This window comes from Thalassospira lucentensis, from assembly GCF_011806425.1.
Lineage (GTDB): Bacteria > Pseudomonadota > Alphaproteobacteria > Rhodospirillales > Thalassospiraceae > Thalassospira > Thalassospira lucentensis_B.
Genome location: NZ_JAATOV010000006.1, coordinates 1 through 25,628, shown reverse-complemented (window position 1 = coordinate 25,628; position 25,628 = coordinate 1). Strand labels below are relative to the sequence as shown.

The window sequence follows — 25,628 nt, the reverse complement described above, 5'->3', positions numbered from 1 at the left end:
CCAGCGCACCAGATGCGCAGAATGCACAGATGGATACCCAGCCCGACATCGCGGTCGGACCACCCCGCTATGCCGAATTGCAGGTCAGCAGCAATTTTTCATTCCTGCGCGGTGCATCCCATGCCGAGGAACTGGTCCTGAGTGCGGCGACCAAGCAATTGCATGCCATTGCCATCACCGATCGCAATACGGTGGCCGGGATTGTGCGCGGCCATACCGCCCATGCCCCTTATAAAGACCGGCTGAACTATGTGGTCGGATGCCGGTTGGACCCGATGGATGGGCCGTCGCTGTTATGTTATCCGACGGACCGGGCGGCTTATGCCCGGTTATGTCGGCTTTTGACCCTTGGCAAACGCCGCGCGCCCAAAGGATCGTGCGAGATTTATCTGACCGATATTTTTGAACAGGCCAACGGGTTGCTGTTTATCGCCGTGCCGCCCCAAGTCCCCGATGAGACGTTTCGAGAACAGCTTGTGCAGCTTAAAACGCATCTTGATGGGCAATTGTGGCTGTCGGTCGGACGGTTCATGGATGGGTTTGACAGCGAAAGATTAAGCTTTGCCGAAACCATCGAGGCGGAACTTGGCATTCCGGCAGTTGTCACCAATGATGTGCATATGCATCTGAGGTCGCGCAAACCGTTGCAGGATGTCCTGACCTGTATTCGGCATCATTGCACGATTGAGGATGCCGGGTATCGGTTGTTTCCCAATGGCGAACGCCACATCAAATCACCGCGCGAAATGGCGCGTTTGTTTCCCGATCATCCGCACTGGTTGGCGCGGACAGTGGAGATTGCCGATCAATGCACATTTGATCTGAGCGAGCTTCGCTATGAATACCCCGATGAAAATGATGGGTCGGGCGAAGGCACGCAAGAACGCCTGATCCGCCTGACATGGGAAGGGGCGCAAAAACGATACCCGAACGGCGTGCCCGAGAAGGTTAAAAACCTGATCGAGACCGAACTAAAACTGATCGACGAGCTGGGCTATGCGCCCTATTTCCTGACGGTGCATGACATTGTTGCCTTTGCCCGGTCGCGCGGCATTTTGTGCCAAGGGCGCGGATCAGCAGCCAATTCATCGGTGTGTTTTTGCCTGCATGTTACATCGGTGGACCCGGCCAAGGTGGAATTGCTGTTTTCACGCTTTATCAGCAATGCGCGCAGTGAGCCGCCCGACATTGACGTTGATTTTGAACATGAACGCCGCGAAGAAGTCATTCAGTTCATCTATGAACGCTATGGTCGGGAGCGCGCCGGACTGACCGCGACGGTGATTTCATACCGATCACGCAGTGCCATGCGCGATGTTGGCAAGGTGTTTGGCCTGTCAGAAGACACCATTGTCAAATTGACCAAAACCATTTGGGGATCAAGCAGCAAGGGCGCGCATGACAACATGATGCGCCAATCGGGCATCCATCCCGATGAGCCGCGCCTTAAAGCGGTGTTGGATTTGGCGGGCGCGTTGACCGGTTTCCCGCGGCATTTATCGCAACATGTTGGCGGTTTCGTCATTACGCGCGGGCCGCTTTCGGAATTGTGCCCGATTGCCAATGCGGCCATGGCGGACCGCACCACCATTGAATGGGACAAGGACGATATTGATGCGCTGGGCATTTTAAAGGTCGATATTCTGGCGCTTGGCATGTTGACCTGCATTCGCAAGGCGCTTGATGAACTGCGCGATCATAAGAACATTGATTATGATCTGGCGACCCTGCCCCAACGCGATAAGGCGACCTATCGCATGTTGGGCAAGGCCGATAGCATCGGCACGTTTCAGGTGGAATCACGCGCCCAAATGAGCATGCTGCCGCGCTTAAAACCCCAATGCATTTATGATTTAACCATTCAGGTGGCGATTGTGCGCCCCGGCCCCATTCAGGGCGGCATGGTGCATCCGTTTTTGCAACGGCGCATGGGCCGCGAAAAGGTGGCCTATCCGTCCAAGGAACTTGAAGCGGTGTTAAAACGCACCTGTGGCGTGCCGTTATTTCAAGAACAGGCCATGCAAATCGCCATTGTTGCGGCGGGATATTCCGGCGGCGAGGCCGATAACCTTAGACGGGCCATGGCAACCTTTAAGCGCACCGGGACCATTGGCGAACACCGGGATAAATTCATCAATGGCATGCTTAAAAACGGCTATGAGATGGAATTTTCCGAACGGTGTTTTAAACAGATCGAAGGGTTTGCCGATTACGGTTTTCCCGAAAGTCACGCGGCGAGTTTTGCCATTCTGGCCTATGCGTCATCCTGGCTGAAATGCCATCACCCGGATGTGTTTTTATGCGCGCTTTTAAATTCCCAACCGATGGGATTTTACGCCCCGGCGCAATTGGTCAATGATGCGCGCAATCATGGGGTTCGGGTCACCGAAATCGACATCAATTACAGTTTCTGGGACAACCGGCTTGAACGCGAACAGGGCCGTTCAAGCGGGTATCTTTCCGTCCGGCTGGGCTTTCGCCAGATTAAGGGATTTGGCGAGTTGGATGCGCTGGCGTTGATTTCCAATCGCCCGATTGGCGGGTTTCAGGATGTGTATCTGATGGCGCGTCAAACCGGGCTTTCGCCCAGTGCGCTTGAAAAGCTGGCCGAGGCGGATGCATTTGGCAGCCTTGGCCTTTCGCGGCGCGAAGCGTTATGGGCGGTGCGCCGGTTTGGCAAGGGCCGCAAAGCCCCCGCTGCCCTGCCCTTGTTTGAAGCCGCCCAGAACTTTAACCACAATATGGGGGTGTCAGCCGAATTTGGCGCCGAAGCCCCGGTGGATTTGCCGATCATGGGACCGGGCGAAGAAGTCATCGAAGATTACGCCAGCCTGCGCTTGTCACTTAAGGGGCATCCGATGGCGATGATCCGTGATGCGCTGAAACTGGCGGGGGTGTGCTGTGCCGGGGATCTTGCCAATATCCGTGATGGGGAGAAGCTTACCCATGCGGGATTGGCGATTGTTCGCCAGCGTCCGGGTACCGCATCGGGGGTGGTTTTCATCACGCTGGAGGATGAAACCGGTGTCGCCAATTTGGTGGTCTGGAGCAAGGTGATGGAAAAATACCGCCGCGAGGTTATGACCGCCACGGTCCTGGGTGTGACCGGCAAACTGCAACGCGAAGACGGTGTAACCCATATCATTGCCGATAAACTGGTCGATCTGACCCATATGTTACAGGCACTCAGCGACAACACCAAAATCGCCCGTGATGCCAACAACCATCCGCGCAACCTGCGTTGGGCCAGTGCGCGCAATGCGTTGCCGCCCCAAAACGCGCAAAATCCGCAATCGCCGCAAGAAACCCAAGCCGATCCGCTTGAAGATTTGGGACGGGGCAACGACAAAGCCCCCCACCGCCAAAAGCAGCTTAAGATCGACAGTCATGATTTCCATTAATGCGGATGTATCGCGCACGAAAAAACACCCGGTCAGAAGCGAACGCCAAAACAGGTGATTTCGTATTTTTAAGGCTTAAAAAAATTTCGAGGACCGATCAAAACCCCATCAAAAACGCACCTGATCTGACGGGCAAACCAAGCACGAATGGGAGGGTGCGAACCAATTTTTGCTATAAATAACCGTAGGATAGCGGGAAATCATATCCGACATATTGCCCGCAAAACGGCAGAAAATTCGACAGATCGTTGATTAGATGTCGAAACGTTGACAAAACGTCAAATAAATGATGATAATATGTATAAATTATAAAACAAAAAGCCGTCATCAGGGTCGTTCATCGTTCTCGCCTACAAATCTAGCCTGACGCGTCGTGTGCCTGCACGCGATATGTTCGGGTTTCTTGTACAGACGACTGCGAACCCGATTCCGGCCAGCCCGGACGCGCCACCCCGCGTTCCGACACTTGATAGTCGAGGATAATCGCGTGACTGAACATGCCCCGATCCTGCGTATTGAGGATCTGTCTGTCGAGTTTGGCGCATCGCGCGTCATTGAAAACCTGAACTTCTCTGTTGCGCCGGGCAAGACCCTTGCCATTGTTGGCGAGTCAGGTTCGGGCAAATCCGTAACATCGCTTTCGGTGATGCGTCTGGCTGAAATGGTCGGTGCCACCTACCCATCGGGCAAGATCATTTTTGATGGCCCGGACGGCGAAACCGATTTGCTGTCGCTTCCGCAAAAGAAGATGCGTGCGATCCGTGGCCGTGACGTCGCCATGATCTTTCAGGAGCCGATGACGTCGCTTAATCCGGTTTTCACCATTGGCGATCAAATTGCCGAAACCCTGATTTTGCACGAAGGCATGTCAAAGGCCGACGCCCTTAAAGAGGGTGAGCGTCTTTTGGATATGGTGCGTTTGCCCGATGCCAAGCAGCTTTTGAAACGCTATCCCCATCAGCTTTCCGGGGGGATGCGCCAGCGCGTGATGATTGCGATGGCGCTTGCCTGCCGTCCGAAAGTTTTGATTGCCGATGAACCAACCACCGCCCTTGATGTGACCATTCAGGCGCAGATCCTGAACATCATTCGTGATCTGCAGGCCGAACTTGGCATGGCGGTGATTTTCATTACCCATGACATGGGGGTTGTTGCCGAAGTCGCCGATGACGTCGTTGTCATGTGGAAAGGCAAAAAGGTCGAAGAAGGTCCGGTCAAAGACCTGTTTGCCAATCCAAAGCATCCCTATACGCAAACGTTGCTTTCGGCTGTTCCGCAACTGGGATCGATGAACGGGGAAGAATTCCCCAAACGCTTCCCGGTCGTGATTATGGACGGCGAAACCCCGCGTCTTGTCGGCAGCGAAGAAATCCAGAACACCGCACATTATGACGCGGAGCCGCTGTTAAAGGTCAATAACCTTGTCACCCGATTTGATATCAAAAAGGGGATTTTTGGCGGGGTTACGCACCGGGTGCATGCGGTCGAGAATGTCAGTTTTGATATTTATCGCGGCGAAACATTGGCGTTGGTTGGGGAATCCGGATCGGGTAAATCGACCATCGGGCGCACGATCCAGCAATTACAAAAAGCCACCAGCGGCGACATCACCTTTAACGGGCGGACCTTTGCCAGCATGGGCAAAGGCGATCAACAACGGTTGCGTCAGGAAATTCAGTATATTTTCCAAGACCCGTTTGCGTCGCTGGACCCGCGTAAAAAGATCGGTTTTTCCATTGCCGAACCGATCCATACCCATGGTTTGATGGACAGTTCCAAGCAGATTAAAATCCGCATTGATCAGTTGCTTGAGCGTGTTGGCCTGACATCGGCACATGCGGATCGTTATCCACATGAATTTTCCGGTGGGCAGCGCCAGCGTATCTGTATCGCGCGTGCATTGGCATCGAACCCGAAACTGATCATCGCCGACGAAGCGCTTTCGGCCCTTGATGTGTCGATCCAGGCACAGATCATCAATCTGTTGATGGAACTGCAAGAAGAACACGGTCTGGCCTATTTGTTCATCAGCCACGACATGGCGGTTGTTGAAAAAATGAGCCACCGGGTCGCGGTTTTGTATCTGGGGCAAATTGCCGAACTGGGATCGCGTCAGCAGGTTCTGGAAACCCCGACCCATCCATATACCAAACGTTTGTTAAGTGCCGTTCCGGTTGCCGACCCGACGCGCGAACATCACCGCGTCATGCTGGACGGCGAAATTCCAAGTCCGGTCCGCCGGGTTGGGAATGAACCCGCCCTTCTCACCTATCAGGAAATTGCGCCCGGTCATCTTGTCGCGGACGCTGTCTGAACCGGCTTTGGGGCATCCCACACCCGAGAAACCGACGCATAAGAACACCGGTTTTTCGCACCAACCCAAACGCCACACGACCAACAAAAACGGAGAAAACTTTATGATTAAACAGGGAATGCGTACGGCTTTCATGGCACTGGCAGTTGCCGGTGGCATGCTGGCAGCTTCGCCGGCATACGCAGATGGCACATTGACCGTATCCTCGCCGCAGGATCCGGGCAGCTGGGATCCGGTTGATACCTTTTTGGTTAACTGGTCATCGGTTGCAACCAACATTTTTGATGGCCTGACCTATCGCGGGCCGGATGCGAAACTGGTACCTGGTTTGGCAACGTCGTGGGAAGTGATGGATGAAGGTACGCGCATCCGTTTCAAACTGCGTGAAGGTGTGACCTTCCACAATGGTGAGCCGTTCAACGCCGACGCGGTGAAATTCACCTTTGACCGCCTGATGGGCGAAGAAGGTAAAAAAGGCCCGCAGCGTTCAAACTATGCCGCGATTGATCATATCGAAGTGATCGATGACAGCACCGTCGACATGCATTTGACCCAGCCCGACCCGGTTCTTTTGACCAAGCTTGCGGGTTATGGCGCGATGATCGTGCCGCCAAAATACATCGCGGAAAAAGGCGAAGACTATTTCAACGCCCATCCGGTTGGCACCGGCCCGTTCAAAATGGTTTCCTATGAACCAAAAGTGGGCGTCAAACTTGAAGCCTATGACGGGTTCTGGGGCGAGAAAGCCAAGCTTTCCAATCTTGATTATCGCTTCATCAGCGAACCATCAACCGCGGTTGCCGAATTGCAGGCCGGTCGTGTTGATCTTGTGATCCCGCCGACCATTCCAATTGGCATGATCCCGACAATCGAAGAAGCCGACAACATCAAGGTTGTCACCACCGCAAGCCCGACGGTTTATGCCCTGCGCTTTAACACCGCAAACGGCATCACCAAGGATGAACGCGTCCGTAAAGCAATGATTTACGGCGTTGACCGTAAGGCGATCATTGACGCGGTTCTGGGCGGCCAGGCAGCCGAAATTGCAAGCTTCCAGGGTGAATTGTCATTTGGCTTTGACCCGGACATGAAGCCGCTGCCGTATGATCCGAACAAAGCCAAGGAACTGCTGAAAGAAGCAGGCGTTGCACCGGGCACCAATATTCAGATCGATATTCGCGGCAACAACGCCACCTTTAACGAGGTTTCGCAGGCCGTTGCCAGCTATCTTCAGATTATCGGCCTGAACGCGACCATTAAGCCGTATGAAACCAACGTGATGCTGAACGACATCATCCCGCAGGGTAAAACCGGCGAGATGTTCCAGCAGTCTTGGGGCGGTTGGACGCTTGATTTCGATAACACGGCATATTTGATGTATCACACGGGCGAAAAATGGAACCCGTATGACAGCGATGAAAAATTGGACGCGCTTCTTGAAAGCCAGCGTGCCATTACCGATCAGGCCAAACGCGAAGCAATCCTCCAAGACATCGCGAAATACGCCGCTGATCGTGCGCTTGAAATGCCGCTTTATAACCTCAATGCCATCTTTGGCGTGTCTGACCGGGTCAAGAACTTTACCCCGGTCCCGGACAGCCGTCTGCGTCTGAACGAAGTTTCGGTAGACTGATCTAGCAGGGGATGCCGCCTGCCCCAAACACGGGCGGCATCCCACCTTCTGTTTGCTTAAGGAATTAAGACCTTGGCCGGATTTCTGATTAAACGCTTTTTACAAGCCGTCTTTGTGATCGTCGCCGTCACACTTGTGGTGTCCTTTGCCATTCGCCTGACCGGTGATCCGGCATTGATGCTTGCGCAGGGTGCAGGCAGCATCACCGAAGATGACCTTGCCCGTATTCGCGAAGCACTGGGCGTCAACAAGCCATTTTTCGTGCAATATGCCGACTTTTTCATTGGCATTTTCACGCTTGATTTCGGGCGTTCATTTTTGGGCGGCACCCCGGTTATCGACCTGATTAAAAGTGCGCTGCCAGCCACATTGATGCTGGCCTTTGCGTCGATGTTTGTGTCAATCGTGGTTTCGATCCCGCTTGGCATCAAGGCAGCTGTTTCGCGCGGCAAATGGGCCGATCAGTTCATCCGGATTATTTCGCTGGTTGGGCTGTCATTCCCGAACTTCTGGCTGGCGATCATGCTGGTTCTTTTGTTTTCCATTACCTTCCAGTTGTTGCCGCCAAGCGGCATGGATGGATTTGCAAGCTTCTTGATGCCGGCCCTGACCATGGGCATCATCCTGACCGCGACCAATGTGCGCCTTGTTCGGACATCGATGCTTGAAACCATGCAATCGCAATACATCATGGTCGCGCGCGCCAAGGGGCTTTCGGAAACGACGGTGCTGTATAAGCATGCGTTGCGCAACTGTGCGATCCCGCTGATCACGTATTTCGGCCTGCAATTTGGTGGGCTTTTGGGCGGCATTGTTGTGGTTGAGCGCGTGTTTAACTGGCCGGGTCTTGGCACGCTTGCCTTTGACGCGGTTGGCGGACGTGACTATCCGGTCTTGCAGGCCGTCATTACGGTTCTGTCCTTGTTGATTGTTGGTGTGAACCTTCTGGTCGATATTGCCTATGGGCTGATCGATCCGCGGATCAGAACGGAGTAACCCCGATGACAGCCATTGCCAAATCCGCGCGTTTCAAGCGGTATAAAAATCTGGAATTCATTCTTGGTGTGTTGCTGACCGGTGGGATCTGCCTTGCGGTTTTGTTTTCCGGCCTTCTGTTCCCAGATGGCGGCGACAAAATCAATCTGATGGCCCGGCTGACCGCCCCCTTTACCGATCCGGCCCATATTTTTGGCACCGATCCGCTTGGCCGCGATGTTTTGGCCCGTGTGGTAATGGGCGGTAAAATATCGCTTCAGGTCGGCGTTTTGTCGGTTGCGGGTGCCGTTGTGATCGGTGTGATCATGGGGCTTGTCGCGGGCTATTACCGCGGGTTCTGGGACATGATTGTCATGCGCTTTGCCGATGTGCAACTTGCCCTGCCCTTTATCCTGCTGGCGATTACGTTTATCGCCATTGTCGGGGGCGGTTTGACCAACATGATCATTTTGCTGATCATTTCGCAGTGGGTGCAATATGCGCGTCTGGTGCGTGGGTCGGTTTTATCCCTTCGTGATCGGGAATTTATCCAGTCAGCACAGGCGATCGGGGTTAAGGATATTCATATCCTGTTCCGTCATTTGCTACCGAACTTGATCGGGCCGGTGATTGTTTTGATGACGCTGAATGTCGCCAATAACATCCTGCTTGAAAGTAGCCTGACGTTTTTGGGTCTTGGCGTTGATCCGCTTATTCCAAGTTGGGGCGGCATGCTGGCCGATGGTCGGACCTATTTGCAAAATGCGTGGTGGGTTTCGGTATTCCCCGGCCTTGCCATTCTTTTGACGGTGCTTGGCCTGAACCTTTTGGGGGATTGGCTGCGCGATAGTCTTGACCCGACTGGCAGGACATCACGATGACCCGTATTTTCGCCACCAGCCTACCACGGACCATCGACATCCTGATCAGTGACCTTTCAACCCCGGCCCATCAGGGCTGGGGGATTGAGGCATGGGTGTTTAACGATGCCCCGACTCGCCGTGCCGCCGAGGCCGCCTTTGCCAAGCACGGGATCAAGGCGCAGATCAGAAGTGCCTATAAGCCGCTTTTGCATTTCTTCCTCGAAGAAATTGATATCGCGGCCCAATCTTATACCGACATCCGGGTGACCTATCCGCGCAATGATGCGGCGGCCGATAATCGGTTTTTGCTTGAAACCTATCCCTTGGCGGCCCTTGTTGGGGATGCCAAGATCACGTTCGTCGCCGGAACGCGCACCGATGGTATTTATGATGTCAGCCTGACACAGGCCGATGGCACAACCACCACCCACGAGGTGTTTGCACCAAACCGCCTGCATCAAGACGTCATCAATGAAACCCACCTGTCGCCGACCGGCTGGCTTCGGATGACCGATAGTGATGGCACGGTTATTCGTGATGATCAGATTGATACGGATTACGAAACCCTGTTTGCCCAAACCATGCAGGCGATTGCGGCGCACGATTGGGGATCAACCGAGCCGTATTTTGATGAACTAAACATCACGGTCGAGCTGCCCGGTCAGGATCACGTCATCGCCCATGGGCATGAAGAAATCAGCCTGCACGAAGCCCTGCATGAAGATTTCTATTTCGCGCTGCTTGAACTGTTTCAGGTAAAATCAGGTCGTCCGCTGGGCGATCGTGGTTTGCAGCCCGGTCAGATCGTACCGGAAATCAAAACCGGCACAGACCAATTGACCGTCACGGTCGAAAACCGCCCGCTTGTCACCGGTGAAATCACAGGTCCGCGTCAAGACCTTGATACCGCGACCGATCCGTTGACCAGCGCACAGATCGCCGAAGAACTTGGCAAAATTGACGGCGAGATCTTTAGCGCCCAATCACGATCCGGGCGCATCATCAATGCCCGTTACCGAACCGGGACCGATATCCCGATCATGATCAGTGGTGGGCAACATCCCAACGAAATCACCGGCCCGTCCGGTGCGCTTCGCGGGGCGCAGAAACTGGCCCTGCGCGATGGGGCGCATTTCACGATTTCGCCATTGGAAAACCCGGATGGCTATGCCCTGCATCAGCGCCTGATTGTTGATAACCCGCGCCATATGCATCATGCGGCACGCTATACAGCGCTTGGCGATGATCTGGAATACCGAACGGCGGCCAACAACAAGCCGCTGTTGGAAAAGGAAATCCGCCAAAAGGCGCAGGACATCAGCAAGGCGCAACTTCATGTCAACTTGCATGGTTATCCATCACATGAATGGACCCGTCCGTTGTCGGGGTACGTTCCGCGTGGCTTTGGCATGTGGACCCTGCCCAAGGGGTTCTTCCTGATCATGCGGCACCATGAAGCATGGACCGATCATGCGATGGCATTCATTGATCTGGTGACCAAGCACCTTGCAACCGTGCCGGGATTGCTGGATTTCAACAATGCCCAGATTGACCTGTATCGCACCCATGCGGGCGACACCGGCTTTGACATCATTAATGGTTTCCCATGCATGATTTCGGTTGATGATCGTCATGATGTTCCGCTGACGCTGATTACGGAATATCCAGACGAAACCATCTATGGCGATGCGTTTATCGCCGGGCATACCGCACAGATGGAAACCGTTGTCGCCGCCTATGACGCCCATCAAAAATTGATGGCGGCATCGGCCTGATCGATTAGGTAACCGGACGCTTCGCACCCACCATATCGGCCCCCGCATTACACAATGCGGGGGCTTTTTTGTGGGCACATTTTGTACGCACCTTTGATCGGCCGTTTTTATTGGACCGATGATGTTTGCAAAACTGGTACTGGATTAGGTGGGCGATTTTCATCATGCTGATCACATTGCCCCAACAACCAGAAAAAGTGCGCCCCATGACCACGCCCCACAAAGACGAATTTGGTAACCCAGTTGGCCATCCGGTTGAAAACTGGCACGGCTGTGAGACGCCACCCCGCAGCGACATGGTTGGTGATCATGTGATTGTCAGCCCGATTGATGTGGCACGCGATGCACGGCATCTGTTTGAGGCCAACAAGGTGGCCACGGATGGCGGTCGATTTACCTATCTTTCGACATCCGCGTTTGACGATTTTGAGGCTTATAAGGCATGGCTTGAAGGTATGGCAGCAGGGAATGATCCGATGTTGCATGCGATTATTGACAAGGCCAGCAACAAGGCCGTGGGGCTTGCCGCCTTTATGCGCATTGATACGACCAATGGCGTGGTTGAGGTTGGCAACATCAACTATGCCCTGGCCCTGTCGCAGACCATTGGCGGGACAGAGGCCATGTATCTGATGATGAAACGGGCCTTTGATGAGTTGGGCTATCGTCGGTACGAGTGGAAATGCGATGATCAAAATGCCCCGTCACGGGCGGCGGCGACGCGATATGGCTTTACCTATGAAGGGACGTTTCGCAACGCGATTGTCTATAAGGGGCGCAACCGCGACACCGCATGGTTTTCGATCATCGACACCGAATGGCCCGCAATCCGCGCGGCGTTTGAAGCCTGGATGGCGCCGGACAATTTCGATGAAAACGGCAAACAGCGCCAACGATTGCAAGATCTACGCGGATAAAGCCATTCGTTAAGGTACGGGCTTATATCTTTGGGGGCATCCGCCCGGACATGCGTTCGTTTATACCCCAAGCCGTCCGATGTTTGGCGTGATCACGGCGCAGTTACATCCTGTCATTTTCAATTCGGTTGCGTTGCGCTTATAGTCGCGCAGCAAATGGTTTAACCGGATGATATTTTGATGTTTGATGCCCGTCTGCGCCCACTGATTGATAAGCCGCTCAATGCGGTTGCCAGAACCCTGTCGGGGACCGGCATCACGCCAAACATCGTAACGGGTTTTGGCTTTTTCCTGGGCCTTTTGGCGGCCTGTGCGCTGGTGCTTCAGCTTGATTACGTTGCCCTTGGGCTTATCCTTGCCAGCCGTATCATGGATGGGTTGGATGGGGCGGTTGCGCGCCATGCGGCCCCGCGGTCGCGCCATCCACAGGCCAAAAGCCAGGAAAGCGATCTTGGCGGCTATTACGACATTGTTGCCGATTTCCTGTTTTATTCGGGCATCATCCTTGCGTTTGCCATTGGACGGCCCGAACACGCGCTTATGGCGGCGTTTTTGATTTTCTGTTTTGTCGGCACGGGATCAAGCTTTTTGGCCTATGCGATTGTTGCCGCCAAACAAGGCCGCAATCACGACGCGCAAGGCAAAAAGAGCTTCTTTTACCTGACCGGGATCACCGAAGGCAGCGAGACCATCCTTGTTTTATGCCTGATCTGTGTGTTTCCGAAATGGTTTCCGCAGATTGCCGGGGTGTTTGGGGCTTTGTGCCTGATGACGACATTTGGCCGCGTATTACAAGCCCGCCGTGATTTTGGCTAAGCCGTGTTTGGCACTATTTCTGCCACGATCACCCTTGAACCACCCAAGGTAGAATGCCATATCGAACAACTGTCGGGTAAAAGAAACATTGCAGATTACCCGACAGCATCCTGATGGGGATTGGGATGCAACAACAATAACAACGATAAGTGTAAGGCGTGGAATGAAGTTTATCAGGAACGTGGTTGCCCTTTTTATCGGGTGTTTTCTTGTTACGGCCTGTGATGAGTCCGGGCCGATTAAAATTGGTTTCATTGCCGAATTAACCGGTGCGGGTGCCGATACCGGAACGACGTCGTTAAACGCGCTGAAACTCGCGGCGGCACAGATCAACGATGACGGCGGCATTGATGGCCGGATGATTGAAATTTTCCCACGTGATGACCTTAAAGACCCCAAAGAAGCACAAAAAATTGTGCGGGAATTTAAGGATATTGGCGTTGATGCGATTGTCGGCCCGATTATCAGCTCCATCGGGATGGCGATGCTGCCGGTGATTAACGAGCTTGATATCGTGACCGTGTCGCCCACGGTTTCGGCCGCCGAATTTGCCGGTTACCGCGACAATTTGTTTCGCATGAACACGACAACCCGTGAAAATGCCCGCGCCTATGCAAGGCGCAATATCGCACTTGGCCGCGAACGGGTTGCCACGGTGCTCGATGGCCAGAACGAGGCCTTTACCGAAAGCTGGTATCAGGAATTCTTGCTTGAATTTGATGGCCTTGACGGGCGGGTGATTTCCAAAATCTGGATCAACACCGATGACACGCCGCTTTCCGATGTGGCGCGCGACCTTTTGGCGGATGATCCCGATGCGATTGTGCTGATCACCAATGGGGCCGATAGCGCAAAACTTGCCAAGGAAATCCGCAAAATTTCACCTGATATCCCCCTATCCGCAGCCGAATGGGCCGGAACAGAGGGGCTTATTGCCCAAGGTGGCGAAGCGGTCGAGCGGATGGAACTGGTTCAGGCCTATGACCGATATGATACCAATCCGCGTTTTCAGAAATTCATTGCCGATTACAAAGCGATGTTTGATGAGGTGCCGGGCTATACATCGGTTTTGACCTATGACGCGGCAACGGTTCTGTTTGCGGCGATGAAAACCAAACATCCTGATCAAACCCTTGCCGATGCGCTTGAAAAACTGCCTGCACAACCGGGTCTTAATCAGGACTTGGAATTTGATCAGTTTGGCGATGGCAACCGCGATATCTATTTCGTGACCATCCAAGACGGCAAATTCATTCGGGTGAAATAACATCCCCCCTTCCCGTTAGACCCGTTACGCAAAAAGCCCCGCAACTGCGGGGCTTTGTCGTATCAGAAACCGGCGTGATCGGCTTAGTGATCGCTTTCTTCGAGGAAATGATCGCCAAGGCCGGTGTCATATTCCATGCCTTCCTTGGTCAGAACGAGGCTGCCCGGATAGCCTTCCTTGACCAGACCTTTGCGGGTCAGGGCCACCCAAACGGCCGGGTTTTCAAAACCGCTGGCGTCGCGGGCAGAAACCGTGAACTGCCCCACATGGACGTGATCGCCATGGGCATGGGGAACACGCAACAGGGTGCCTTCGCCGGTGGCCTCGTCAATCTTGCCTGAATTGGGATCCTTGGCGATGATCTGTGCCAGCACAAGAGTACGAAGCTGCAGCTTGTTGAGTTTCAGCGGATTTTTACGAACGATGGCCATGACGGATCTTACCCTAGTTAAAAGACGATATTTGCAAGGACATATCTGTTAGTTGGCGCGATGATGCAAGTCCTGATTTGAACGACGGTTTGAATGACAGTCGCGCGCTCCGTTTTGTAAAGCGGTTTAACCGCCTGCCAGCACCTTGCGCAATTTGCGATCGCGTTTTAGGTGCCATTCGCGGCTCATGGCTTGCCCGAACGTTCGGAACCGCTCGACATAGACCAATTCCCATTGTCGCCCCCGCGTGGTTTTCGCCCCCTTGCCGCTGTTATGGGTGGCAAGGCGCGCCTCGACATCGGTCGACCAGCCGACATAGGTCCGGGGCAATTTGGTGCGGCGGTTTGCGGGATCAAAGCCCAATTCACGCAGCACATACACAAAAGTAAAGGACGCCATGCTAGCCCCACCCTTTGTGTTGGGTACATGATGATGTGTTGGATTTCGTTACAGGACGTGTCGAAAACGCGTATTTGCGAGAACCGGCGCGCAGCGTACTTAATGTACGTGAGCACCGGAAGCGCAGAAAATGGGCGTTTGCAGACCGCCCTGTGACGAAAGGCGACATATCAGCCCATGGTGGAATTAAACGCACCGCCGTCAAGCAACACATTCTGCCCAACCATGAATTTCACATGCTCGCTGCACATAAAGGCACAGGTCGCGCCAAAATCAACTGGATCACCAAAGCGCCCAGTCGGAAGGCCGGCCTGAGTTTTCGCACGGGCTTCATCAAGGCTGATATTTTCGGATTTGGCGCGATTGGTCATCAGCGCATTGATGCGATCCGTGTCATGCTGACCGGGCAGCAAGTTATTCATAATCACACCGTCCTTGGCGACCTGACGGGCAGTACCGGCGACAAAGCCGGTCAAACCCGCACGGGCGGCATTGGACAGGCCAAGATGGGGGATCGGTGATTTCACAGAACCAGACGTGATGTTCACGATCCGGCCCCACTTGCGCGAAATCATGCCGGGCAAAACGGCAGTTGCCAGCAAGATCGGCGTCAGCATGTTAGATTGAACGGCGGCTTCCCATTCGGCCTGGCCCCAATCGGACCAGACACCCGGGGGCGGACCACCGGCGTTATTGACCAGAATATCAGGCGCGCCTTCGGCGGCGAGGACCTTGTTACGGCCATCTTCGGTGGTGATGTCGCACGCGACCGTGGTGACATTGACGCCAAAGGTATCGCGAATATGTTCCGCCGTTTCATTAAGCGGCCCTTCGGAACGCGCATTAAGCACAAGGTCAACACCGGCTTCTGCCAGCTTGATCGCACAGCCGCGGCCAAGCCCCTTGGATGACGCACAAACGATGGCCTTGCGGCCCTTGATTCCAAGATCCAATGGATCCTCCCATTTTCAGGAATTCAGACAATGGCTGGAATTTAGCCCGCACCGAACCGCCCGGTCAAACCCGATCGCGGTTCTTTTTCATGAAATGGGGCATACGGTCTTTTTGCGGCAGGGCATACCAGAGCACATCACACCCCATACGAACATGCTATTGGTAGATGTTGCCATAACACTTCCTCTACTATAGAGAGTTTATTCTAAACAAATGCTCTGGCAGGATATCAGGGCTGGGGAACGTCTTTTAGCCTTTTGGAGACGGCAAAGACGAATAGGAGGGATTTGTATTTGAACAAGCAAACTCTAAGCTGCGTGGTGATTGCAACATGTGCTGTGTTTTTGATGACCGCAGACAAATGCCATGCACAGGATAACAGCCGCCAGAAGTGGGGCGCGCATCTTGATGTCGAAGGCAAAGCTGGCACCGACCGTTCCCTTGGTGAGGCGGATTTATTCGTCCCGATGCTTCAAAACGACGACACATTGCTGTTTACCAGTCTGCGGACCCGATTTGATGACAGCAACAGCCGCGAAGGCAATTTCGGCCTTGGCGTCCGACACATGCATGAAAGTGGCTGGAATCTGGGTGGCATTGCCTATTTTGATCGCCGTCAAAGCGAATGGGGCAATCACTTCAATCAAGTAACAATTGGGGCGGAAGCGCTTTCAACCGACTGGGATTTTCGTACCAACGCCTATATCCCGCAGGGCAGACGTGTTCGCAACGTTGACGCCTTGAGCGAAGCCAGCCTGTCGGGCACAACCATCAGCTTCCGTGGCGGCGAAGAACGCAGCATGGCCGGCTATGATGTTGAAATCGGCTGGCGTCTTCCGGTCTATGAACCAGAAGAACCGCGGCAAATCCGGTTGTTTGCCGGGGGATATCATTTCTTTGCCGACAAAGTCGCCGACGTTACCGGCCCGCGATTGCGATCTGAAATGACATTCGACGAGGTACCCTGGCTTTGGAACGGATCGCGCTTTTCCATAGGCAGCGAATGGCAACATGACAAACCACGTGGCTCTCAGGGATTTGTTACAGCACGCTTGCGCATTCCGCTGCAATTCTTTGGCGCAGGCCGCAAACGCCTTTCACCGATGGAACGGCGCATGACCGATCCGGTGGTCCGCGATATTGATGTTGTCACTCAGGCTGGCGCGTTTGGCCCAACTGAAACCGCAACCGGAACCGCCGATGGCCAAGCTTTGACGGTTATCACCGCATCATCGGTGGCCGATACAGATGACTTGAATAATGCCCTGACGACAGCAGGTGCCAGCACGGTTATCATCGGCGGGGCAATTGCTGTAGATGATCAGGTAAATATGGTTGCCGGTCAAACTCTTGTCGGGTCCGGCAATATCACTGTTAAATCCCCTTCCGGTCGGGAAGCGGTCCTGACCGTCTCTGGCGGCAAAATCGCGGCGACGAACCAAAATAACCCCTACACACTGCTGATGAGAGATAATACCAAACTGATCGGCATGACCGTCAGCAATTCGAATAATGGGATTGGCACTTTTGCCGTTCGCGCTGACAACACAACCGGTGTCACAATCGAAAACAGCACACTTACGTCCTTTGATGGGACAACGAGTAGCGTTGCCATCGCAGCCAGTGGCTCAACAAATCTGGTCGTTCGTAACAACACGTTATCGGCATCATCCAATACCGCCACTACGAGCGGAATTGTTGTTGGAAACGCCACCAATGCGACCATTGCCAACAACAGGTTTTCAGTTTCAACCGCCGGCACCAACAGAGTTATTACCGGTAACGGAGGAACAAGTTTCAACGACGCATCAACCGGGAACACGACCAATGATGGTAGCTGTTTCTTTTCTGCGGCACCGACAGGTTCTGTAGGCTTTAGCACCATCAATTGCCCTTAGAATAAGCGGCGAATTGACAGCAAAAACCTCAGCCAAACACCGCATCATGTGCGGTGACATAGGCGACGGCGGCGTTTGACACGTCATCGACGGTCATGCCCGGTTTAAAAATGCCTGAGCCAAGGCCAAAGCCATCGCAGCCCGCCTTGGCGTAGACGCTAAAATCATCCGGACCGACACCGCCAACCGCGTAAACCGGGGTTTCTTTGGGCAGAACCGCGCGCATGGCCTTGATGCCCTCTGCCCCGATGATGCTGGCCGGAAAAATCTTAAGGCCATCTGCACCGGCCTTGATCGCGGCAAAGCATTCGGTGGGGGTCAAAACACCCGGCCAAGAGCCCATACCAAGTTCCTTGGTTTTTTTGATCACGTCGGTATCGCAATTGGGCGAGACAACAAATTCGCCGTTGGCGGCTTTGACATTGGCAACGTCATCGGGGGTAAGGACTGTGCCAGCACCAATCATCGCCGCGTCGCCAACTGCCTCTTTCATCGCGGTGATGCTTTTCAGCGGTTCCGGCGAGTTTAGCGGTACTTCGATCATGGTGATGCCAGCCGCAACCAACGCACGCGCCATGTCAGCGGCCTCATCCGGGGTGACCCCGCGCAAAATCGCGATCAGGCTGCGATGGCGCGTCGGGGCAACCGCATCTGTGATCTGCCCATTAACCGGTGTTGGAATTGCCATCGTCATTGTTCCTTTTGTGACTGCGCGGCCCTGTTTTGGGAAATCGCGCTGGAATAAGTATCAACCTATTGCGGCACTTTTTATGCCAGACATGTTTATGCCGGTCCTGTAGGTCGCACATTTACAAATCGCATTTATCCGCCCGACCCCGGACGGTCTTTAACCCTTGCCTTGCGCCGAAAGCACCTCATGCGCCTGCGTTAAGCCGGCCAGTGTGATGGCTTCGCCGTCAACCGCCTTGGCTTCTATGCCATGCACGGCCAAGGCCGCACGATACAGCCCGGCAAGCTTGCCATCGCCGACCAGTGCAATCGCCTCGTTGGGTTTTAGCATACCAATCACATCCGCGATTTCCGCACCGATCACCGTGCCCGACAGAACAGACACACCAGACGGCACTGCATGGCCATTGGCCACCAATCCCGCCGCACGCACGGTAAAGAGGGTATGTAAAAATCCATTTGGCGCGGCATGGGCGGCGCGCACCGCATCGGCAAAGGACGCGTCATCCCAAGCATCGTCTGTCACCGAATGGCGCAGGATCGAGTTTTGCGACAGCAGAGCAAAGACCTCCCCGCTCATATACGTGCGAAAACCGGTGATTTGGCCCGCATCAATCCGCGCCCATTTTGAATGGGTGCCGGGCAGGCAAACCCAACCGGCGAAATTGCGGTGTGCAGCCATAAAGCCGACAAGCTGGGTTTCCTCGCCGCGCATCACGTCAGCATCGTCGCGCTGACACAAGCCGGGCAGGATCGATACGGCAATGCGCGGATCGGATGTTTTGGGGGCTGCGGCACCTTGTGCCAAATCAGATGGGCGGGCGGGCACATCGCAATAGGGTGCCTCAACCCAGCCTTGCTTTGCCCCGGCCATGCCGCAGATAACGACGGAAATTGGGGCGGCCTTGGCGGCATCCGTTTCCTTTGGCAGCCAATCGTCGATCAAGCCGATCAGAACCCCTTCGAAAGACAGGGCATCGTCACCGGCAATCGCGTTCATGCCAAGCGGGCTGCTTTGGGTAGCAAGGATGTTCGCGTTGTCATCCATCGCCCAAACCCGAAGGTTCGACGTCCCCCAATCAACGGCAATCCATGTGGGTAATGTGGCTACTGTGTTGATATCCATATCCGATCGGCCCACCCTTGCGATGTTTTTGTTTGTCTTTTCATTCCTCATACTATTGCAAAGGCGGGTGGTCAATCACCCGCCCTGCAATAATCGGAAATGTTATGAAGCCATCCTTTTTTGGCATGTGCCCAGCCGACATGCCGGGCACTGCCGCAAAGGGAAGACGGCAGATTAGCTAGGTGCTTGTGCCTCTGTCTGGGCCTCTTTGGCTTGGCGGACTTGATCAAGCAAATCCTGATGCGACAGCCAGTTTTGCGCTTCGATAAAGACCTTGGACACTTCGGGCACGGCCTTACGGATATCGGTTTCAATCCGCGAGACGGATTCCTCTACCTGCGGGGAATTGAGCTTATCGAGGAAATCAAGGCTAACACAGACAATCAGGTCCTTGGGACCAAGATGCAAGGTGATGATCTCGTTGACGCGCGATACACCGGGGATCGCGGCAACAATCGCATCGATCTTTTTACGGCTTTGGGCATTGGCACTTTCGCCAATCAAAAGGCCCTTGCACTCGACCGCCAGGAAAAAGGCCGTGATTGCCAAAATAATCCCGATCAAAATCGAGGCCACGCCATCCAAAACCGGCATTTCCAAAATATAGGCCGCGGCAATCCCGATACAGGCCACCATCAGGCCGAGCAACGCCGCCGAATCTTCGAACAAAATTACGAAAACCGTCGGGTCCTTGCTGCGATGGACCGCTTCTATGATCGGCATATTCGGATGCTGTGCGCGGAACGTGATATAGGCCGTGCGGAATGCCGCCCCTTCAAGGCCAATGGCAATCAGAAGGATCGAAAACACCACGTGATAGGTGCGGATATCAAACCCGAAGAATGTCGCGACCACATGCACATCAAGTGCGTGGGGATGAATGACCTTATCCACCCCTTCCCAGATCGAAACCCCAGCACCGAGACCGAAAATCATCACCGCGACCAGGAACGACCAGAAATAGGTTTCCTTGCCATATCCCAGCGGATGTTTTTCATCGGGTTCTTTGGTGGAAAGTTTCAACCCCAGCAGCAACAGCCCCTGATTACCGGTATCGACCAACGAGTGAATGCCTTCTGACATCATCGCCGCCGAGCCCGTAATCATTGCACCGCCAAACTTTGCCACAGCAATCAACAGATTGGCCGCGGCTGCCATATAAATGGCCCCCTTGGAAGAATGAGACATGCGTTAATAATATCCGTTTTGTGCCGTGTACGGCCAAAGGCACGCACCCAGCGAAAATAAAAAAGCCAACAGGCAAATGAGTTAGCCAGCAGTCTAAACGGTTTTGCAAAAAAGTCACGTGGCAGCACTGGAGCAGCACTGTGGCAACGCTCCCCCTCCCCGCACTAACTCCCCAATAAACGCAACGCCGACCCATAAATCGACAAAAACTATTAAAAATACAAAAAATAACTATTTCAACTATCACAGGCCCAGCTGCTACCTTTACTCATCGATGGCATACACCATCGACACAAGATTTAAACAGCCGTGCCTCGTTGCACTCTTTGAGTTGATGATTACCTTTTAGGATAAGGCCTGTTGCGTGCGCTGATCGGGTTTTGCACCAAAATTTGCGATCCCCGACCGTGCCGCTGCGCAATCAGGCCCAAGTCCAAACATCCGCGCCCGCCAAAGGGTCACGCAATCGCCTTTGACGCATATAGCAGCAAATAAACCGCTTGAACCATCCAAGCCACGACGGAGAGAGAAAAATGGACGGAAAACAATCAACAGGGAAATGTCCGGTCATGCATGGCGGTCAAACCGCCTTGGGCACCACGGTGACCGATTGGTGGCCCAATTCGCTGAATTTTGACATCCTGCACCAGCATGACACCAAGGTTAATCCACTTGGCGAAGATTTCGATTACGCCGAAGAAGTCAAAAAGCTCGACGTTGAGGCGGTTAAAAACGATCTCCGCGCGCTGATGACCGAAAGCCAGGATTGGTGGCCCGCCGATTGGGGCAGCTATGTCGGCATGTTTGCCCGCGTTGCGTGGCACGCCGCAGGCTCCTATCGCTTGGCTGATGGCCGTGGTGGTGGCGGTACTGGCAATCAGCGCTTTGCCCCGCTGAACTCCTGGCCCGATAACGTCAATACCGATAAGGGCCGCCGCCTTTTGTGGCCGATCAAAAAGAAATACGGCAACAAAATCTCTTGGGCCGATTTGATAATTTTGTCGGGCACGATTGCCTACGAAGTGGCCGGCCTTAAAACCTTTGGCTTTGCCTTTGGCCGTAAAGACATCTGGCACCCGGAAAAAGACATTTACTGGGGTGCGGAAAAAGAATGGCTCGCGCCAAGTGACGAGCGCTATGACGATGTGTCCAAACCCTCAACCATGACCAATCCGCTTGCCGCGGTTCAGATGGGCCTGATCTATGTGAACCCAGAAGGTGTCAACGGGCAGCCAGACCCGGCCAAAACCGCCGAGCAAGTCCGCGAAACCTTTGCCCGCATGGCAATGAATGACGAAGAAACCGCGGCCCTGACCGCCGGTGGTCACACCATTGGTAAATGTCACGGCAATGGCGATGCGGCGAACCTGAGTGAAGAACCAGAAGCCGCCGACGTCACCGCCCAAGGCATGGGCTGGATGAACACCAAGGGCCGTGGCATTGGCCGAGATACCGTGGTGTCTGGCATCGAAGGCGCCTGGACCAAAAACCCGACCCAGTGGGATATGGGCTGGTTTGACCTTCTGTTTGGCTATGAATGGGAATTGAAAAAAAGCCCGGCTGGCGCATGGCAGTGGGAACCGATCAACATCAAAGAAGAAGACATGCCGGTTGACGTCGAAGACCCGTCGATCCGCAAAACCCCGATCATGACCGATGCCGACATGGCGATGAAGGTTGATCCGACCTATAACGCGATCTGCCAGAAATTCATCCAGGACCCGGAATATTTCTCCGAAACCTTTGCCCGTGCTTGGTTCAAACTGACCCACCGTGACCTCGGCCCGAAAGCCCGCTATATCGGCCCGGACGTGCCGGCAGAAGACCTGATTTGGCAGGACCCGATCCCCTCGGTCGATTACACCCTGTCAGATACCGAAATTGCCGACCTTAAGGCGAAATTGCTCTCCTCTGGCCTTTCCTCGGCGGAGCTGATTGCAACCGCGTGGGACAGTGCGCGCACCTATCGTGGTTCTGACATGCGCGGCGGAGCCAATGGCGCACGGATCCGCCTCGCCCCGCAAAAAGATTGGGCGGGCAATGAACCCGACCGTCTGGCGAAAGTCATCAAAACCCTGGAAGGCATCCAGTCTGGTCTGGCCAAGAAAGTCTCGATCGCTGATTTGATCGTCCTTGGTGGCTCGGCCGCGGTTGAAAAGGCCGCCCATGATGCCGGTGTCACCATCACCGTCCCGTTCGCACCGGGTCGCGGGGATGCCACCGACGAAATGACCGACGCCGACAGCTTCGACGCCATGGAGCCTTTGGCCGATGGCTTCCGCAACTGGGCCAAAGAAGACTATGTCGTCAGCCCCGAGGAAATGATGCTCGACCGCGCGCAGCTCTTGGGCCTCACCGCGCCTGAAATGACCGTGCTGGTCGGCGGCATGCGTGTGCTTGGCACCAACCATGGCGGCACCAAACACGGCGTCTTCACCGACCGTGTCGGCCAATTGACCACCGACTTCTTCGTTAATCTGACCGATATGGCCTATAGCTGGAAACCGGCGGGGCCGAATGCGTATAACATCGTGGATCGCAAATCGGGCGACACCAAATGGACCGCAACGCGCGTTGATCTGGTGTTTGGCTCAAACTCGATCCTGCGGTCTTATGCCGAGGTCTATGCCCAAGACGACAACCACGAGAAGTTTGTCAAAGACTTCGTGGCCGCGTGGACCAAGGTGATGAATGCGGATCGGTTTGATCTCGCCTGAGGTGATGCGCCTTTAGGATGGTTTTGAAAGGAGCTTTTGGGCTCTGAGATGGGAACACCCCCGGTTTTTTTGGCTGGGGGTGTTTTTTTGGGGCTACAGCTCCTGAACAACTTTTTTCCATTGCTCGTTTTCCAGCAACGTGGACCTGTAAACTCTCAAACCTGCACATCCATCAATCTGCTCTAATGTTTTCTTAACAGAATTTTTTAATGGCACGGGAAGCCAAGGACTCAGAGTAATTCGCTGTATTGCTGATAACTCAATTGGCAGATCAAAAGTGGGAAATTTTTCTTTTTCGCTCTCATAAATGATCCTAATTTCTTTCTCCGCATTATACGGATATCTTTTGGTAAAGGGGAGTTGATCAAGTTCTGGAGGGAATTTCCTAGCATCTTTGATCTGAACATAGTTCACAGGAGAGATCTGTATTCCCGTCACTTTGCTTGCAGCATCGTCTAGGGCACCTCTATTGAATTCGATACAAACTCCCTCTCCCCCTGATGAAAACACTTTCCAGTGATGGAAGGTTTCACTCTCTTCACAAAGGCACAGCGCGACTAAGGTCTGCAGTCTTTTCTTTTTCTTATACATTTCCATGAAGTATCGGTCATTACGATCATCCCATCCACTTGGGTCTAGCAGAGTTAACTTTCGTTCGAGCAATATGTGAACCAGTGATGCCAAACTTGTGTACCGGCGTAAACTCTTTGTTCCCATTTTATAAAACTCCCCCTCACGACACTTAAAAGTTGCTTTCTGGCAATAATTGCATGCAAAAATAGACATCATTAGTCCAATACATCAATCTTGGTAGCCCCCTGCCTAATGACGCTTTAAAAAGGATGCATAGTCTTGCCTGATAAAAGGAAGCATCGTGTCAGCCCTCCTAAATCGGTGGTGTCATCTGTATTGATAAAAGCATTCTACCGATGTGCAGTTTGTCCTGAACACCGTAAAATTGCCGACATACACCACATAGACAAAGATCCATCTAACAACGATGAGTGCAACCTAATTGGGGTTTGCAAAGAGTGTCATGCCGACATCCATGAAACTTCAACTATGCGTCGTAAAATCGCTCATGGTGATCTGATAATAATGAAGGAAAACTGGCAAGAAAAATGCACGAGCTTGGCAAATCTAATAAGCAGAGACCTAACTCCCCATCAATGGTTATATGCACACCTTCATCGCCTAGGGCCACTATACAAGCAGATCACCGGTAAGAATATATTGAGCGCATTAAGCCATCGATTTAAGAGTAATGGCAAATGCCTAAACACCCTTTGGCACAATGAAAAAAGTTCGATTTCTTGGACAGATCATATGGAAATGCGGGATTCAATAGATGACTGTATATCTATTGTGATTAATTCCACCCAAACGATTGACTTAGCACTTATTGAGACTGGCGCAGTTGATCCTCGCTCCCATTTAGGTAGCTATGTTTGTTTTACAGGTGAGTTTAGTGGGAAAGATATTCCTGACCAAAATGAGTTCGTTGAAAGTGATGGGCAAATTTTTGGCCCTCAACCAACTTTACGGCGCGAAGTCTACGATGGAGAAGACCCATACGAGAAAATATACATTGAAACCTGCCTACTACTCGATGCGCGCTATTTTTATAGCACTAGTGCCTTTCTTCATTTGGGAGAAAGAGGTCGCTGGACAGGAATTGGGCTTTTACACTCATATCAGAGTATAAACTCAGAAAACGGAATACACATACGTTACCAACTAAACATAACCCCACTTTGTATCGGCTCCACGGCACAGACCCCTGCTATTCCAGACAATGGAGATCTTTATACCTTCTTTCAAACAAACAATTCCGACTTCAATTACAGGGAACTTTTAGACCCCATACGAAATGATATTTAAGTAATTTTAGATACGAAAAGATATGACTATTGCACCCGTAAAAAAGCCCGTCACAAGGGCGAGCGGATGATGATGGATGTTTTGGAGTATGCGGCGTGACGCAGTCTGCGCGCGGCTTCGCCGTGCTCGACCTTCGGCTTAAAATCGCTCCACTGGAGCGATTTCTTAACAGCCTCAGCCTTCAAGTTATGAGCACAGGCTCATAACGCAGGAAGATCGTAGGTTCTTTGCGAAGCTGGCGTAAGCCTAAGACTATCGCTGCGGGCAATAAAAAACCCTGCCACCGAAGGTGACAGGGTCTTTTTATTGGTTGCGGGGGTAGGATTTGAACCTACGACCTTCAGGTTATGAGCCTGACGAGCTACCGGGCTGCTCCACCCCGC

At 53.4% G+C, this 25,628-nt stretch carries 20 protein-coding genes; 12 read left to right on the top strand and 8 right to left on the bottom strand.

Annotation, left to right across the window (positions count from 1 at the left end; genetic code table 11):
* The first annotated feature begins 29 nt into the window (after positions 1-29).
* Complete coding sequence (locus tag HCZ99_RS16760) at positions 30-3,401, top strand: error-prone DNA polymerase (protein WP_167448410.1); 3,372 nt, start codon at positions 30-32, stop codon at positions 3,399-3,401.
* Between the two features lie 358 nt (positions 3,402-3,759).
* Here the strand turns inward: HCZ99_RS16760 and HCZ99_RS16755 are convergent, their stop codons facing one another.
* Positions 3,760-3,900, bottom strand: a complete 141-nt coding sequence (locus tag HCZ99_RS16755) for a hypothetical protein (RefSeq protein ID WP_167448171.1) — start codon at positions 3,898-3,900, stop codon at positions 3,760-3,762.
* On the opposite strand from HCZ99_RS16755, the gene HCZ99_RS16750 reads away from it, so the two are divergent.
* The 8 genes from HCZ99_RS16750 to HCZ99_RS16715 all read left to right on the top strand — a co-directional run bounded on the left by HCZ99_RS16750 (position 3,889) and on the right by HCZ99_RS16715 (position 13,961).
* The gene (locus tag HCZ99_RS16750; protein ID WP_167448170.1) at positions 3,889-5,715 is read left to right on the top strand and encodes an ABC transporter ATP-binding protein; all 1,827 of its coding nucleotides are present in this window, start codon (positions 3,889-3,891) and stop codon (positions 5,713-5,715) included. The two genes, HCZ99_RS16755 and HCZ99_RS16750, sit on opposite strands and share 12 nt — an antisense overlap.
* Positions 5,716-5,818: 103 nt before the next feature.
* Entirely contained in the window at positions 5,819-7,348 is a 1,530-nt protein-coding gene (locus HCZ99_RS16745; protein ID WP_167448169.1) for an ABC transporter substrate-binding protein, read from the top strand.
* A gap of 72 nt (positions 7,349-7,420) precedes the next feature.
* Positions 7,421-8,344, top strand: a complete 924-nt coding sequence (locus tag HCZ99_RS16740) for an ABC transporter permease (RefSeq protein WP_167448168.1) — start codon at positions 7,421-7,423, stop codon at positions 8,342-8,344.
* Positions 8,345-8,349: 5 nt separating this feature from the next.
* A complete protein-coding gene (locus HCZ99_RS16735) occupies positions 8,350-9,204 on the top strand; it encodes an ABC transporter permease (RefSeq protein WP_167448167.1) in 855 nt (284 codons plus the stop codon).
* Positions 9,201-10,961: a M14 family metallopeptidase gene (locus tag HCZ99_RS16730; RefSeq protein WP_167448166.1), complete on the top strand. Its 1,761-nt coding sequence runs from the start codon at positions 9,201-9,203 to the stop codon at positions 10,959-10,961. The genes HCZ99_RS16735 and HCZ99_RS16730 overlap by 4 nt, the downstream gene beginning before the upstream one ends.
* Positions 10,962-11,167: 206 nt before the next feature.
* Complete coding sequence (locus HCZ99_RS16725; protein WP_167448165.1) at positions 11,168-11,878, top strand: GNAT family N-acetyltransferase; 711 nt, start codon at positions 11,168-11,170, stop codon at positions 11,876-11,878.
* A gap of 180 nt (positions 11,879-12,058) precedes the next feature.
* Positions 12,059-12,694, top strand: coding sequence for a CDP-alcohol phosphatidyltransferase family protein (locus HCZ99_RS16720; protein ID WP_167448164.1), 636 nt, complete (start codon positions 12,059-12,061; stop codon positions 12,692-12,694).
* Positions 12,695-12,857: 163 nt separating this feature from the next.
* Positions 12,858-13,961 (top strand): ABC transporter substrate-binding protein, encoded by a 1,104-nt coding sequence (locus tag HCZ99_RS16715; protein ID WP_167448163.1) that lies wholly within the window; start codon positions 12,858-12,860, stop codon positions 13,959-13,961.
* Between the two features lie 83 nt (positions 13,962-14,044).
* Here the strand turns inward: HCZ99_RS16715 and HCZ99_RS16710 are convergent, their stop codons facing one another.
* The 3 genes from HCZ99_RS16710 to HCZ99_RS16700 form a co-directional block, all read right to left on the bottom strand.
* Complete coding sequence (locus HCZ99_RS16710; protein WP_167448162.1) at positions 14,045-14,392, bottom strand: hypothetical protein; 348 nt, start codon at positions 14,390-14,392, stop codon at positions 14,045-14,047.
* A gap of 126 nt (positions 14,393-14,518) precedes the next feature.
* Positions 14,519-14,791, bottom strand: coding sequence for a GIY-YIG nuclease family protein (locus tag HCZ99_RS16705; RefSeq protein ID WP_167448161.1), 273 nt, complete (start codon positions 14,789-14,791; stop codon positions 14,519-14,521).
* Positions 14,792-14,961: 170 nt separating this feature from the next.
* On the bottom strand, positions 14,962-15,744 hold the full coding sequence (locus tag HCZ99_RS16700) for an SDR family oxidoreductase (RefSeq protein ID WP_167448160.1): 783 nt from the start codon (positions 15,742-15,744) through the stop codon (positions 14,962-14,964).
* Between the two features lie 294 nt (positions 15,745-16,038).
* Between HCZ99_RS16700 and HCZ99_RS16695 the strand changes: the two genes are divergently transcribed.
* Positions 16,039-17,643: an inverse autotransporter beta domain-containing protein gene (locus tag HCZ99_RS16695; RefSeq protein WP_254869680.1), complete on the top strand. Its 1,605-nt coding sequence runs from the start codon at positions 16,039-16,041 to the stop codon at positions 17,641-17,643.
* A gap of 28 nt (positions 17,644-17,671) precedes the next feature.
* Here the strand turns inward: HCZ99_RS16695 and HCZ99_RS16690 are convergent, their stop codons facing one another.
* The 3 genes from HCZ99_RS16690 to HCZ99_RS16680 all read right to left on the bottom strand — a co-directional run bounded on the left by HCZ99_RS16690 (position 17,672) and on the right by HCZ99_RS16680 (position 20,647).
* The gene (locus HCZ99_RS16690; RefSeq protein WP_167448159.1) at positions 17,672-18,331 is read right to left on the bottom strand and encodes a 2-dehydro-3-deoxy-6-phosphogalactonate aldolase; all 660 of its coding nucleotides are present in this window, start codon (positions 18,329-18,331) and stop codon (positions 17,672-17,674) included.
* A gap of 159 nt (positions 18,332-18,490) precedes the next feature.
* Positions 18,491-19,459 (bottom strand): 2-dehydro-3-deoxygalactonokinase, encoded by a 969-nt coding sequence (locus HCZ99_RS16685; RefSeq protein ID WP_167448158.1) that lies wholly within the window; start codon positions 19,457-19,459, stop codon positions 18,491-18,493.
* Between the two features lie 174 nt (positions 19,460-19,633).
* Positions 19,634-20,647 carry a cation diffusion facilitator family transporter gene (locus tag HCZ99_RS16680; RefSeq protein WP_167448157.1) on the bottom strand — a complete coding sequence of 338 codons (1,014 nt, stop codon included), beginning with the start codon at positions 20,645-20,647 and terminating at the stop codon, positions 19,634-19,636.
* Positions 20,648-21,180: 533 nt separating this feature from the next.
* Between HCZ99_RS16680 and katG the strand changes: the two genes are divergently transcribed.
* A complete protein-coding gene (katG, locus tag HCZ99_RS16675) occupies positions 21,181-23,364 on the top strand; it encodes a catalase/peroxidase HPI (RefSeq protein ID WP_167448156.1) in 2,184 nt (727 codons plus the stop codon).
* 93 nt (positions 23,365-23,457) lie between these two features.
* On the opposite strand, the gene HCZ99_RS16670 is transcribed toward katG, so the two are convergent.
* Positions 23,458-23,961: a DUF2971 domain-containing protein gene (locus HCZ99_RS16670; protein ID WP_167448155.1), complete on the bottom strand. Its 504-nt coding sequence runs from the start codon at positions 23,959-23,961 to the stop codon at positions 23,458-23,460.
* A 255-nt stretch (positions 23,962-24,216) separates the two neighbouring features.
* Between HCZ99_RS16670 and HCZ99_RS16665 the strand changes: the two genes are divergently transcribed.
* Positions 24,217-25,245: an HNH endonuclease signature motif containing protein gene (locus HCZ99_RS16665; protein ID WP_167448154.1), complete on the top strand. Its 1,029-nt coding sequence runs from the start codon at positions 24,217-24,219 to the stop codon at positions 25,243-25,245.
* The last annotated feature ends 383 nt before the right edge of the window (positions 25,246-25,628 follow it).

What these genes read in the sequence shown, in the direction of transcription:
- HCZ99_RS16730 (WP_167448166.1), top strand. Translation starts at nt 9,201, where the DNA reads ATGACCCGTATTTTCGCCACCAGCCTACCACGGACCATCGACATCCTG.
- HCZ99_RS16710 (WP_167448162.1), bottom strand. Translation starts at nt 14,392, where the DNA reads ATGGCCATCGTTCGTAAAAATCCGCTGAAACTCAACAAGCTGCAGCTT.
- HCZ99_RS16715 (WP_167448163.1), top strand. Translation starts at nt 12,858, where the DNA reads ATGAAGTTTATCAGGAACGTGGTTGCCCTTTTTATCGGGTGTTTTCTT.
- HCZ99_RS16690 (WP_167448159.1), bottom strand. Translation starts at nt 18,331, where the DNA reads ATGGCAATTCCAACACCGGTTAATGGGCAGATCACAGATGCGGTTGCC.
- HCZ99_RS16725 (WP_167448165.1), top strand. Translation starts at nt 11,168, where the DNA reads ATGACCACGCCCCACAAAGACGAATTTGGTAACCCAGTTGGCCATCCG.
- HCZ99_RS16745 (WP_167448169.1), top strand. Translation starts at nt 5,819, where the DNA reads ATGATTAAACAGGGAATGCGTACGGCTTTCATGGCACTGGCAGTTGCC.
- katG (WP_167448156.1), top strand. Translation starts at nt 21,181, where the DNA reads ATGGACGGAAAACAATCAACAGGGAAATGTCCGGTCATGCATGGCGGT.
- HCZ99_RS16680 (WP_167448157.1), bottom strand. Translation starts at nt 20,647, where the DNA reads ATGTCTCATTCTTCCAAGGGGGCCATTTATATGGCAGCCGCGGCCAAT.
- HCZ99_RS16755 (WP_167448171.1), bottom strand. Translation starts at nt 3,900, where the DNA reads ATGTTCAGTCACGCGATTATCCTCGACTATCAAGTGTCGGAACGCGGG.
- HCZ99_RS16760 (WP_167448410.1), top strand. Translation starts at nt 30, where the DNA reads ATGGATACCCAGCCCGACATCGCGGTCGGACCACCCCGCTATGCCGAA.
- HCZ99_RS16685 (WP_167448158.1), bottom strand. Translation starts at nt 19,459, where the DNA reads ATGGATATCAACACAGTAGCCACATTACCCACATGGATTGCCGTTGAT.
- HCZ99_RS16670 (WP_167448155.1), bottom strand. Translation starts at nt 23,961, where the DNA reads ATGGAAATGTATAAGAAAAAGAAAAGACTGCAGACCTTAGTCGCGCTG.
- HCZ99_RS16720 (WP_167448164.1), top strand. Translation starts at nt 12,059, where the DNA reads ATGTTTGATGCCCGTCTGCGCCCACTGATTGATAAGCCGCTCAATGCG.
- HCZ99_RS16735 (WP_167448167.1), top strand. Translation starts at nt 8,350, where the DNA reads ATGACAGCCATTGCCAAATCCGCGCGTTTCAAGCGGTATAAAAATCTG.
- HCZ99_RS16705 (WP_167448161.1), bottom strand. Translation starts at nt 14,791, where the DNA reads ATGGCGTCCTTTACTTTTGTGTATGTGCTGCGTGAATTGGGCTTTGAT.